The sequence below is a fragment of the Lactococcus sp. LG1267 genome (assembly GCF_017309545.1).
In the GTDB taxonomy this organism is placed as follows: Bacteria; Bacillota; Bacilli; order Lactobacillales; family Streptococcaceae; genus Lactococcus; species Lactococcus petauri.
On sequence record NZ_CP071295.1, the window covers coordinates 1,891,555 to 1,903,968 of the forward strand.

A 12,414-nucleotide genomic window follows, 5' to 3' on the forward strand; every position below is an offset into this window, starting at 1 on the left:
AACTCTTTTACACACTATCCATACGCGCTAATATAAAGGCTAGAACGAAACAGAGCCCTAATGGTAGAGCCACTACCATCACGTATAAATTTAGCATTGAAATTAAAATATAGAAACTTCCAATAACTAACTGATAAAGTTGCCATATTCCACCTGTTGGTCGATCCATTCGAATAAAGGAGACCCAATTTACAATCATGATTGACATAACAATGACAAACACTAAAGCAAAAAGTTTCAATAGAAAAAGGCCACTATGCCCTGCAATGGTCAGAGTCATTTCCAGATCTTTTCCTTCCCAGTTAATTATGAATCGAATAAAGGCAAACATCATTAATACAGCAATAAGGGTTGTAAAAATACTCCCAATCAAGGCACAAATTTTCGCTCGTTTCATCTTTTCTCCGTTGGTTTGATGACTGTATTTTATAACTATAAGCTTAAATTAACACTAAAGTAGTGCAGATATTCAAAAAGGAAAGCTCTCAAAAAAATTTTTAAGTTTTTCGTCCATCATTCCAATCTGACTGTAGGTAGAATGAACGCTGCACATTAAAAACAATCAAAGATAATAAAAAACCATAACATTTTGTCATGATTTTTTAAACTCCTATATTATTTAAGTGCTTGAGCAGCTGTAATAATAGCAAGTTTATAAACATCTTCTTCGTTACTTCCACGAGAAAGATCAGAGATTGGTGCGTTCAGTCCTTGCAAGATTGGACCAATTGCTTCAAAGTTTCCTAGACGTTGAGCAATTTTGTAGCCAATATTACCAGATTGGATATCTGGGAAGATAAATACATTTGAACGTCCTGCCACTGGGCTATCTGGTGATTTTTGACGGGCAACTGCTGGAGAGAACGCTGCATCAAATTGAAGTTCGCCATCGATATCAAGCTCTGGATGTTCTTCTTTGACCAATGCTGTTGCTTCAACGACTTTAGTCACATCATCTGATTTACCTGAACCCTTAGTTGAGAAAGATAGCATTGCAACTTTTGGATCAATATCAAAGAGTTTTGCTGTTTCCGCTGAAGCCACGGCGATATCTGCCAAGGTATTTGCATCTGGATCAATGTTAATCGCACAATCGGCAAAGATATACTTTTCATTGTCGTCACGGCCACGAACCATAATGAATGCACCTGATACGGATTTCACACCTGGTTTAGTTTTAATGATTTGTAGGGCAGGACGGACAGTGTCCGCAGTTGAATGAACTGCACCTGAAACCATACCATCAGCGATACCCATATGTACAAGCATTGTTCCAAAATAGTTTGAATCTTTAAGGATTTCACGCGCTTGCTCTTCTGTTACTTTACCTTTACGACGTTCAACAAAAATTTCGACCATTTTCTCAAAACGTTCACAGTTCAATGGATCGTAGATTTGAAAACCATCTGGATTAATCCCACGTGAGATTAAAGTACCTGTTACTTCAGAGATATTCCCAATAAATACTGGGGTAATCAATTTATCTGCGTACAGACGGTTAGCTGCGCCTAATACACGCGCATCTGTTCCTTCAGGAAAGACAATTTGTAGGCCTTTGCCAGAAATTTTTTGTTTGAGCGATTCAAAGAGTTCCATAATACTTCCTTTTACTATTTTTAGAATTTCAATAATGATTATATCACAATGTCACAAAAAATGCCCACTTATGTAAACGTTTTTTTAATATTATGGATAGAAGAGTTTCTTCTGTACATTCTTTTTTCGAATAAAAAAACAATCTTGCGATTGCTTCTTACTCTCCATGCAAAATACTGGCGATTTTTGTAGTTAAGATATCTACCCCAACAGTATTTGAAACGCCTTCTGGAATAATGACATCCGCATATCGTTTCGTTGGTTCAATAAATTGATGATACATCGGTTTTACAGCATCCATATATTGTGTAATAACAGAATCTAAAGTACGCCCACGTTCTTCAATATCACGACGAATACGACGTAAAATGCGTACATCATCATCTGTATCCACGAACACCTTAATATCCATTAAGTTACGCAGCTTTTCGTTTTCTAAAACTAAGATTCCTTCTACAATCAAGACATCTACAGGTTCTTGTCGGTAAGTTTTTTCACTTCGTGTATGGTTGGCATAATCATAGGTTGGGATATCAACAGCACGACCATTTTGCAACTCTTTTAATTGGGCAATCAGGTAGTCTGTATCAAAAGCCAATGGATGGTCGTAGTTTGTCTTTGTACGTTCTTCAAATGTCAATTGTGATTGATCTTTATAGTAACTGTCATGTTCAATCATAGCAATATTTTCATCTTTAAACATAGATAAAATTGCTTGAGACACGCTGGTTTTCCCACTTGCTGAGCCACCTGTTACACCGATAATCAATGGTTTTTTCAAAATTACTTCTCCATATTTTATGTATCCACTATAACTTCAATTTCTTAGGGATATTATGTTATTCTCCCTATTTTATCATAAAACTGAACCAGCTTCAGCTCTAAAAACTATTTCAAACCAATCTTTTTTAACACTTAAAAAATTTAGTGACTACTATTTTCATAGCTCATGCATTAGTTTTAAATGAGTTTTACCAAAAAATTTGCTATAATGGTTTTAATAAATTTTTGATAAGAAAAGGGGTGTATGATGCTTAAACTTGGAATTATCGGTACTGGGTGGATTAGTGGATCTTTTGTCGAAGCTGCCCATCTCACCAAAAAATATAGTCTTGAGGCTGTTTTCTCACGTAATCTTGAGAGTGCAGTATCTTTTACAGAAGACTTTGACGATATCGAACTTTACGATGATTTAGATGATTTTTTCAAGCATGATTTGGATATCATCTATATTGCCAGCCCAAATGCTATTCATTTTGAACAAGCGAAGGCTGCTATTTTAGCAGGTAACAATATCATCGTTGAAAAACCAGCATTTTCAAATCCACAAGAATTAGCTGAAATTATCAAGTTAGCGGATGAAAATGACGTTCTCTTTTTCGAGGCTGCCCGAAACATCCATGAACAAGCCTTTGAGACCATCAATTTATTCTTAGCAGATAAAAAAGTTGTTGGGGCTGATTTTACCTATTCAAAATACTCTTCAAAAATGCCTGCACTATTAGCTGGAAAACTTCCCAATAAATTCAACAGCAAATTTTCTGGCGGCTTGCTCGCTGATTTAGGTGTTTATCTCCTCTATGCAGCCGTTTATTGGTTTGACAAACCACAGTCTGCTTGCTACGATGCTGTCCTTCTGCCAAGTGGTGTGGATATTTCTGGTATTGGAAGCTTGGATTATGGTGATTTCAAAGTTGCAATCAAATGCGCAGGAAACCTCACAAGCTATCTCTCAAGTGAAATTTACACAGATCAAGGTACCCTGATTTTAGATGGTGTAAATGCTATAACCTCTGCAAAATTTATTCGTTTTGATGGAAGCAAGGAAGTTATCAAGGTTACACCGCCAAAACATTCTCTCCTTGATGAAGCTCTCCACTTTGCTGAAATCATTGAAACTATTTCAACTCCTGCTGCTCGTTCACTCTACAAAGACTTGCACCAGTTGGCACAAGATGTTTCTGAAACAAGTTATATGATGCGCCAAAGTGCAGGAATCGTCTTTGAAGCTGATAAAAAATAAGATTTAATCATTGACTCCATATCGGAGTCTTCTGATCCCTTAGTTAAATTGGATATAACCCGGACCTCCTAAGTCTGAATCGCCAGTTCGAACCTGGCAGGGATCATTAAAAAAAAGCTTCCTTAAGGAAGCTTTTTTTATACTTATTCAATTGAGGCATAAAACCTATAAAGGAGAATATGGGATTCGAACCCATGCGCGGTTTTACCCACCTATACACTTTCCAAGCGTACCTCTTCAGCCTCTTGAGTAATTCTCCAAATGTTAATTATCAATTTTCAAAATATATTATACCATATCCTCTGCCATAAATGCCAATTTATGTGTAGTTTGTGATAACAATAATTAAAAAACTCTTCCACATGACATGGAAGAGCAGGAGTTTTATGAAAAAATTTTATTGGAATAAATGTATTATACTGTTTGCTCCTTAAAAGGAGCTCAAGTCAAAATAAACTGAAACAGAAATATACTTTTACTTCTTTTAAAGTAGTCCTGCATCTTTAAGGATATCTTCAAGATAGGTACCTTTTATCTTCTTCAAACCAAATTTCAAAGATTCTTTTTTCAAAAGAGGCAAATCCATTTCCATCAATTTCTTTTTGTCTGAAAGATAATAAACCGAGCGAGCTAGTGTGCGCAAGTCGTAAGCCGAAGCAAAAACTTCAGGGACACCACGCTCTACATTTAGAAATTGATAAACAGCTTCCATCGCGGTACGTACCGAATACTCGGTTGTGAAGACCGTATCTCTCTCTGTCTCAGCAAAATTCCCAATAAAGGCAAGATTCACAGAATTTTCCGGAATCACTTGAGGACGATCCCCTGGCTCACGTAACATAAAGTAAGAGGTAATAAAGGGCATATAAACTGGAATCGTATTAGTATTTTCTTTAACAAATTCCTCTATTTCTGCTTCAGGCATACCCAAATGATAAAGGAGCTCTTGTGTTATTTCCTCACCGGTACATTTCTCAATTGGTTTTTTAATATAGTTCCCTGGTGTATTAGACAAGAGACCATAAACCCATGTCACAGTTTCACCATCTTTTTGTTCCTTAAAATGAGGTTGACGATGGGTAGTGAAACTCATCAGCCAGTTTGAATCCTTAATAGTGATAATTCCGCCTGTCACAACTTTACCTGAACGTAATTCACGATGGGTTAGTTTTTCAAAATAAGGTTGAATTTTGAGATTTTTCCAAGTCACGGTCGCCGATACAAACCAACTTTCATCAGGCAAGTTGTCATAAAAGACTTCTGGTTTCCCAAATTCTGGAGACTGCGCAGCCAGATTTTTCCAAAGTTTCCAAGAGCCACCTAAATCTTTTGTAATTGGAGCTGCTTCTGTTGGACTTCCTTGTGTTGAACTTTCAGTAATTGAACCATTCGTCACAAAAACAAGGTCATCTTCCGTCAAGTCTTGTACTTTTCCATCTGCAAATATAATTTTCTTAGCTACTTTTTTGTTGTTCGAAAAATCTACTTCAATATTTTCAACTTGTGCTTCATATTGGAAGATTACACCATGGTCTTTCAAAAAGGCAAGCAAGGGTTTTACTAAAGATTCGTATTGATTATACTTTGTAAATTTTAGTGCTGTGAAGTCTGGTAGTCCCTTGATATGATGAATAAATCGCATAATGTAGCGGCGCATTTCAATCGCTGAGTGCCATTTTTCAAAAGCAAACATTGAGCACCAGTAAAGCCAAAAGTTTGATTCAAAAAATTCTTCACTGAAAACATCTTCAATTTTTTTGCCTACCAAACTTTCTTCTTGTGCCATGAAAAGCTTCACGATTTCATCTTGAGCTTGTCGACTTAAGGTAAATTGTCCATCATCAGCAACACGTTCACCACGATTCGCAATAATGCGACAATTAGAAGAGTTAGGATCATCCTTATCTAAATAGTAAAATTCATCTAAAACTGAAGCATTTTCTACTTCCAGACTTGGAATAGAATGAAAAAGATCCCAAAGACACTCAAAATGGTTTTCCATTTCACGTCCTCCACGAATCACAAAGCCATCATGTGGAATAAACGAACCGTCTAAAGAGCCGCCTGAAAGAGAAAGTTCTTCTAAAATATGAATACGACTCCCTGGGACTTGACCATCTCTGATCAGAAAGACAGCCGCAGCCAGTCCTGCAAGACCTGCCCCGACAATATAGGCAGACTTCTTGTCAGCCTCTTGTGGTTTTCTTGGTCGAACAAAAGCTTCATAATTTCCGTTTGTATAACGCATATTCAATCCCTCTTTTCTAATTGTTCTTATAATTTGATTATATTCTTAAAAGAGAGCGATTTCAAATTTCTTCTGGCTCTTTTGGACAAGTCTATATTTTTTGAGTAAAAAAGAAGCTCAAACAAAAACCAGCTCCTTATCTTGATATCACTTGCTTCATTTCACCCTGTATATTACCTTTTTACTAAAAGCTTTTCTGTGTTTTCTTTTTATTTTTTGCACAATGTAATGCTCTAAGTTTTTGTCTCTTTTTAGCATGATAGATTGCCAAAGCATGTATGAGAATAGAGACAAAGAAGAGAAGAAAAATCTCTCTAAGTGTTATCCGTTCAGAAAATAAGAGCAAGACAGAGAAATTCACCACAAATATAAAGACGTAATAAGCACGCTCTTTATTTTTATTCATAAGCTCTATGGGATAGGTACTGTTCGAGAAAGAGATACTCGTGGAAGGTGAACTCCAACGCTTCTGAATCTGGTTCTTGCTCTACATTCACATTACTCGCTTGAACCATACCAACGGCTGATGGCATTGATGCTGATAATAAAGTTAAACCTGATTTGAAGATCAAACTAATACATTTTAAAACAAAAAAACACCCTAAGGAGGTGCTTTTTTTATGCTTAATGTGCTACTGGATTGCTAGCAATAATTTCCATATTACCTGAAAGTTGCCATTGCTCAATCCCTGTAGGGAGGATGAAGTGGTCGCCTTTCGATAATGCATACGTTTTATCAGCCACCGTAAGTTGTCCTTTTCCTTCAAGAATAGACACGAGCATATAGTCTGCTGTAGCTTCAAAGTCTTGTGTACCGTGAATTGACCATTTATAAACGTCAAAGAACTCTGATTTTACCAAAGTTGTTAAGTCTGCATTTTCTTCTTTAACGACTTGAACTTTGTTTTCTGGTGTTTGATCCCCTGGAATGTGAAGCACATCAATTGATTGTTGTATGTGTAATTCACGAAGATTGCCTTGGTCATCCTTACGATCGAAATCATATACACGGTAAGTTGTGTCGCTTGATTGTTGCGTTTCCAGAATAACAATGCCCGCACCAATTGCATGCATTGTTCCTGCAGGTACATGGAAAAAATCACCTGCTTTGACTTTAACTTTGCGTAGTAAGTGATCCCAGTCTCCCGAATTAATCATTTCTGCAAGTTCTTCACGTGATTTTGCATTATGTCCATAAATAATCTCAGAACCTTCTTCTGCTGAAATGATATACCAACATTCTGTTTTACCAAGCTCGCCTTCATGCTTCATACCATATTCATCATTTGGATGAACTTGCACTGAAAGCCAGTCATTGGCGTCCAAGATTTTTGTTAAGAGAGGAAATACTTCTTCTTTCGTATTGCCGAAAAGCTCACGGTGTTGGTCAAATACCTTGTCTAATTTTTGTCCAGCGAATTTTCCATTTTTAATTGTTGAAACACCATGTGGATGAGCTGAAATTGCCCAGTATTCACCGATTTTATCAGATGGTAATTCATAGCCAAAAGATTTAAGGTGATCACCACCCCAGAGTTTTTCTTGCAATACGGAATCTAAAAATAATGGTTCTATTGACATTTTTTCTCCTCATTTGTTTAATAATACTTCGTTCATTATAGCACAAAAGCGGTTTATTTTTCCTGTACAAGCAATCTTTTTGTATTTTTATAAAATAAAAAAGCTTCCTCTAAGGATTCGCTCTTTTATCTTGTATCAATCTTCATTTCAAAAAATCGCTTTTTAGTGTCAGTCAGTATTTAAAATTTATATGAGATAAAACATTCGGTATTTCAGCAACAAATAATGCAATAATCACAAATAAAATTGCAATCAAGGCAATTTCCCACACCATCAAGATAACCAATGGATGAACACCGTCAATATATAATTTATCTGCAATTTTGTCCATCCAGTGTTGTTTCATAAACATAATATATCAGATAAATTATAAAAACGCAATCGTTAGTCTCCAATTTATTGATAATTACTCGCTTTAATGCTGATAATTATTATCAAATTCATCGACTTCGATATATATGTAAGACTTTTTGTCCGGCAGTGCTTTTCGAATATCTTTTTCGATTGCATTAATAATTTCATAGCTGTGTGCTTCATACTCTGCTGGAATATCAATCTTTGCCGCAATTAGAATTTCGGTTGGACCGATGTGGATTGTCTTGATATCAATCAACTGTTTAACTGTTTCACGAATAAAGCTACGTGTTATTTTTTCTAAATCTGAAGCAGTGACACTTTCACCAACAATTAAACTATAGAACTCTCGCACCAAAAAAACTGCTGCTGCCATAAGCAATAAACCAATCAAGATTCCGGACAGAGCATCATACATGGGGTTTCCTGTAAGAAAAGTGAGAACTGTTCCTCCAAGTGCTAACATTAAACCAATAATGGCACAGAAATCCTCCGCAAAGATAACTAAAATCTCACTGTGTCGGCTCTCATGCAAAAATCTAAACAAGGGTAATTTTTCGGTATTGAGCTCTTTAATTTCTTTAAAAGCAACGCGAAGTGAACTGCCCTCTATAATCATGCCAAAGAGTAAGATAGCAATCAGAAGCAAAGGATTATTGACCTCATGAGCAGGGTGGACTAGCTTGTCATAAGCCTCCATTACACCAATAACGCCACCACCAAAAAACAGGAAAGTAGCGACCAACATGCTAAAAAAGTATTTTGCACGCGCTTCTCCAAAAGGATGGACCTGGCTTTGTGCTCTTTTGGCACGCTTATCACCAAAAAGCAACAAAACTTGATTTCCACAGTCAACTAAACTATGTATGCTTTCGTTGAGCATTGCCGCACTACCACTTAAGGCATAACCTACAAACTTACTTATTGCCACTAGTACATTGGCACCAAGGGCTGCAATCACGGATCCCATGCCAGTATGTTCTTTTTCTGCCATAATATTTTTCCTCATTATACTTTTTAATTTGATTTTAACACAATAACCTGCTTTGCACATACAAGTGTGACTTTTAGCATTTTGCCATGAGTATTATAGCACAGTCCCCTCATTTTTGCAGACTATATATAAAAAAAAATAAGCCTCAATGATGAGTGCTTATTTTTTTTATTAATATTCTGGTTTATCCAAATTACGGAGAAGTTCATCGATTTTTGATCCATATTCGACAGATTCATCTTTGGCAAACTTCAAATCCGGGATACGATACATGGTCATACGTTGTGCTAACTCACGTTTAACAAGACCTGTAGCTTTTTCCAGACCTTTTTTAGCTTTTTCATTGTCACTGGCAAGGTTAGACAGCAAGCTGTAATAAACTGTTGCTTGACTCAAATCACCTGTCACTTGAACATCTGTAATATTCACATCTTGAACGCGGGGATCTCGAATCTTATGACGCAAAATATCATTGATTTCACGTTGGATTTCGACAGCCACACGGTCACTGCGGAAGGAAGTGCCCATAATCATTCTCCTTTTTTATTTTTTCCTCAAACATTTTAAATTTTAACGCTTGATTTCAACCATTTTATAAACTTCAAATGTATCGTCAACAAGAATGTCGTTGTAGTTTTCTACCATCAAACCACCTTCTTGTGCATTACCGACTTCTTTAACATCATCTTTGTAATGTTTCAAGCTAGCAATAGCTCCATCATGGATAACTACACCGTCACGAATAACTCGAACGCTGGCATCACGTTGAACTTTACCACGGATAACCATAAATCCGGCAATTGTACCAACTTTAGAAACGTTGAATGTTTCACGGACAATCGCTTCACCGATAATTTCTTCTTTGTATTCTGGATCCAGCATACCACGCATGGCTGTTTCGATTTCTTCGATAACTTTATAGATGATGCTGTGAAGACGAATATCTACATCTTCATGCTCCGCTTGCTCACGTGCAAGTCCCGTTGGACGAACATTGAAACCGATGATAATCGCATTTGAAGCTGCTGCTAATGAAACGTCTGATTCACTAATCGCACCAACTGCCGCGTGAACGATATCAACTTTTACACCTTCAACATCAATTTTTTGTAAGGAAGCAGCCATCGCTTCAGCTGTACCTTGTACATCAGCCTTGATGATGATGTTAACTGTTTTAACTTGACCTTCTTTAAGTGTATCAAAGAGGTTATCAAGACTTACACGGCGAGTGCTTTGACGTTTAATCAATTGGGCACGTTTGGCACGTTCTTCACCAGCTGCACGTGCAGATTTTTCATCTTCAAAGACGGCGAAATGATCACCAGCTTGAGGCACATCAGAGAGACCTGTCAATTCGACTGGTGTTGATGGCAAAGCTTCTTTAATACGACGACCCAAGTCATTTGTCATCGTACGTACACGACCGTATGTGTTACCAACAACGATTGGGTCTTGAACGTGAAGTGTACCTTGTTGTACCAAGAGTGTGGCAATAGCACCACGTCCTTGGTCAAGACGTGCTTCAACAACTGTACCAATAGCACGGACAGTTGGGTCTGCTTTAAGTTCTTGCATTTCAGCAACAAGCAAAACAGTTTCCAAAAGAGCATCAAGATTTTGATTGAATTTAGCTGAGATTTCAACAAATTCAGATTCACCGCCCCAAGCTTGTGACATAACACCGTGTTCAGCTAATTCTTGAATTACACGCTGTGGGTTTGCACCTGGTTTATCAATTTTGTTAATGGCAACGATGATTGGTACACCAGCAGCTTTTGAGTGATTGATAGCTTCAATCGTTTGTGGCATAACACCATCATCAGCAGCAACAACCAAGATTGTAATATCGGTTACTGAGGCACCACGTGCACGCATGCTTGTGAATGCTTCGTGCCCTGGTGTGTCCAAGAAAGTGATTTTCTTATCTCCTGTTTTGATTTGATAAGCACCGATATGTTGTGTGATACCACCAGCTTCACCTTCAGTGACACGAGATTCACGGAAACGGTCAAGCAAGGTTGTTTTACCATGGTCAACGTGACCCATGATTGTAACAACAGCTGGACGTTCTACCATGTTTTCTTCGTTAAGGTAACCTTCTTCAACGAAAAGACGTTCAATATCAGATTGGTCTTCTTCCACTTTTTTAACTGGAGTAATACCATAATCCATAAGGATTAATTCCAAAGTATCTTCATCAAGAGATTGGTTTTGATTAACCATTGTTCCCATCATGAAAAGTTTTTTGATGATCTCAGCTGGTTCACGTTTGATTGCTTTTGCAATATCTTGAACGTTCATTCCTTCAGCATATTCCACTGATTCTGGTAATTCATGATATTTACGAGTAGATACTGGTGCGGCAGATTGTTGGTTTTTACCTCCACGGCGACCTTTTTGATTCCAGTTTGAGTTACGTGCATTACGTACTTGATTACGGTTATCATTTACACGCAATGGTCCGCCTGGGCGACGACCATCTGAAGATTTGTCGTGTTCGTTTTTCTTGCGGTCACGATCACGGCGGTTATTGTTTTTACCGGAAGTAGCAGGTGCTGTAAATACTTCTGTTGAGGGTTTACTCTCAAATTTATTGCCGCCACGATTTTGGTTATCATTATTGCGACGATTGTCATTTTGATTGCGACCTTGTCCACCGCGACGATTGTCATTGTTACGGCGATCATTTTGACGACGTTCTTGACGAGCAGCATCTTTTTTCGCTGCTTCTTTTTTGATATCTTCTGCGCGTTTTACGACTTTGATTTGAATCCTTGGTTTTTTATCCAATGCTTTTTTAGGTTCTTCTTTCACTGGCTCAGTAGTTTTTTCTTCTTGCTTTTTCGCTGCTGGAGCTGGAGCTTCTGATTTCTTCTCTACTTTTGGCGCTGTTTTTTCTTGTTTTACTGTTTTAACTTCTTCCACTTTTGGTTCAGCCTTTACTTCAGCTTCAACCTTTGCGGCTTTTTCTGCTTCTTCTTTAGCTTTAATACGTGCCAAGATGGCAGGATCTTCAACCACTGCTTTTCCTGCAAAGGTACGTGGCGCGTCATCTTTTTTCTTTGATGTTTTCGCTTTTGACTGGGTATCTTTTGCTGGAGTAGCTGTTTTTTCTGTTGCAGTAGTTCCTGATTTCACACGTGCAATGATTTTTTCTGCTTCAGCATCTGTGACTGAACTTGAGTGAGCTTTAACAGCCAAGCCCAATTCTTGTGCAGCTGACACAAGATCAGCATTTTTCAATCCTGTTTCTTTTGCGATTTGATTAATTCGTTTTTTATCAGACAATGTTGTCCTCCTTATTTTTTAGTTAGTCATAAGGCTCTCCATTTTCTTTGCAAATCCATCATCAGCAATGGCTAACACTTTTCGATTAGCACCAATTGCTACTGAAAGTTCATTTACTGAGAACGTTTGTAAGACGCTTACCTCATAGTAACTCGATTTATCGGTGATTTTTTTGATCAAATTCTCTGACGCATCATGGGCAACAAAAACTAAACTGGCTTTGCCATTTTGAATGGCTTTAACCACAAGTTCTTCCCCTGTGATGACTTTTCCTGCACGTTTAGCAAGACCGAGTAAATTCAATACTTTTTTTGTATTATTCATATTAGT

Annotated in this window: 13 protein-coding genes and 2 tRNA genes; 2 read left to right on the top strand and 13 right to left on the bottom strand. The window is 37.4% G+C overall.

Features of this window, described 5'->3' with window-relative positions:
• Positions 1-7: 7 nt before the first annotated feature.
• The 3 genes from J0J33_RS09220 to udk form a co-directional block, all read right to left on the bottom strand.
• Complete coding sequence (locus tag J0J33_RS09220; protein WP_206887590.1) at positions 8-397, bottom strand: hypothetical protein; 390 nt, start codon at positions 395-397, stop codon at positions 8-10.
• A gap of 218 nt (positions 398-615) precedes the next feature.
• A complete protein-coding gene (gene pta, locus J0J33_RS09225; RefSeq protein ID WP_004256194.1) occupies positions 616-1,596 on the bottom strand; it encodes a phosphate acetyltransferase in 981 nt (326 codons plus the stop codon).
• 157 nt (positions 1,597-1,753) lie between these two features.
• Complete coding sequence (gene udk / locus J0J33_RS09230; RefSeq protein WP_003135541.1) at positions 1,754-2,377, bottom strand: uridine kinase; 624 nt, start codon at positions 2,375-2,377, stop codon at positions 1,754-1,756.
• A 249-nt stretch (positions 2,378-2,626) separates the two neighbouring features.
• On the opposite strand from udk, the gene J0J33_RS09235 reads away from it, so the two are divergent.
• Together J0J33_RS09235 and J0J33_RS09240 are read left to right on the top strand one after the other, a co-directional pair.
• Complete coding sequence (locus J0J33_RS09235) at positions 2,627-3,619, top strand: Gfo/Idh/MocA family protein (protein WP_198495185.1); 993 nt, start codon at positions 2,627-2,629, stop codon at positions 3,617-3,619.
• Positions 3,620-3,652: 33 nt separating this feature from the next.
• Positions 3,653-3,725: transfer RNA gene (locus tag J0J33_RS09240), tRNA-Arg, on the top strand.
• Between the two features lie 65 nt (positions 3,726-3,790).
• Here J0J33_RS09240 and J0J33_RS09245 read toward each other — a convergent pair.
• The 10 genes from J0J33_RS09245 to J0J33_RS09290 form a co-directional block, all read right to left on the bottom strand.
• Positions 3,791-3,878: transfer RNA gene (locus J0J33_RS09245), tRNA-Ser, on the bottom strand.
• Positions 3,879-4,103: 225 nt separating this feature from the next.
• The gene (locus J0J33_RS09250) at positions 4,104-5,867 is read right to left on the bottom strand and encodes an oleate hydratase (protein WP_191672799.1); all 1,764 of its coding nucleotides are present in this window, start codon (positions 5,865-5,867) and stop codon (positions 4,104-4,106) included.
• Between the two features lie 184 nt (positions 5,868-6,051).
• Entirely contained in the window at positions 6,052-6,273 is a 222-nt protein-coding gene (locus tag J0J33_RS09255) for a hypothetical protein (protein WP_117517228.1), read from the bottom strand.
• The gene (locus J0J33_RS09260; RefSeq protein ID WP_240265672.1) at positions 6,266-6,439 is read right to left on the bottom strand and encodes a hypothetical protein; all 174 of its coding nucleotides are present in this window, start codon (positions 6,437-6,439) and stop codon (positions 6,266-6,268) included. The genes J0J33_RS09255 and J0J33_RS09260 overlap by 8 nt, the downstream gene beginning before the upstream one ends.
• 52 nt (positions 6,440-6,491) lie before the next feature.
• Positions 6,492-7,448 (bottom strand): mannose-6-phosphate isomerase, class I, encoded by a 957-nt coding sequence (gene manA, locus J0J33_RS09265; RefSeq protein WP_019335467.1) that lies wholly within the window; start codon positions 7,446-7,448, stop codon positions 6,492-6,494.
• Between the two features lie 172 nt (positions 7,449-7,620).
• Positions 7,621-7,794 carry a hypothetical protein gene (locus J0J33_RS09270; protein ID WP_153925191.1) on the bottom strand — a complete coding sequence of 58 codons (174 nt, stop codon included), beginning with the start codon at positions 7,792-7,794 and terminating at the stop codon, positions 7,621-7,623.
• Between the two features lie 69 nt (positions 7,795-7,863).
• Positions 7,864-8,796, bottom strand: coding sequence for a cation diffusion facilitator family transporter (locus J0J33_RS09275; RefSeq protein ID WP_117517224.1), 933 nt, complete (start codon positions 8,794-8,796; stop codon positions 7,864-7,866).
• A 171-nt stretch (positions 8,797-8,967) separates the two neighbouring features.
• On the bottom strand, positions 8,968-9,324 hold the full coding sequence (gene rbfA, locus J0J33_RS09280) for a 30S ribosome-binding factor RbfA (RefSeq protein ID WP_003135548.1): 357 nt from the start codon (positions 9,322-9,324) through the stop codon (positions 8,968-8,970).
• A gap of 42 nt (positions 9,325-9,366) precedes the next feature.
• Positions 9,367-12,084, bottom strand: a complete 2,718-nt coding sequence (infB, locus tag J0J33_RS09285; protein ID WP_019293691.1) for a translation initiation factor IF-2 — start codon at positions 12,082-12,084, stop codon at positions 9,367-9,369.
• An 18-nt stretch (positions 12,085-12,102) separates the two neighbouring features.
• Positions 12,103-12,408: a YlxQ-related RNA-binding protein gene (locus J0J33_RS09290; protein WP_004256177.1), complete on the bottom strand. Its 306-nt coding sequence runs from the start codon at positions 12,406-12,408 to the stop codon at positions 12,103-12,105.
• Positions 12,409-12,414 lie beyond the last annotated feature (6 nt).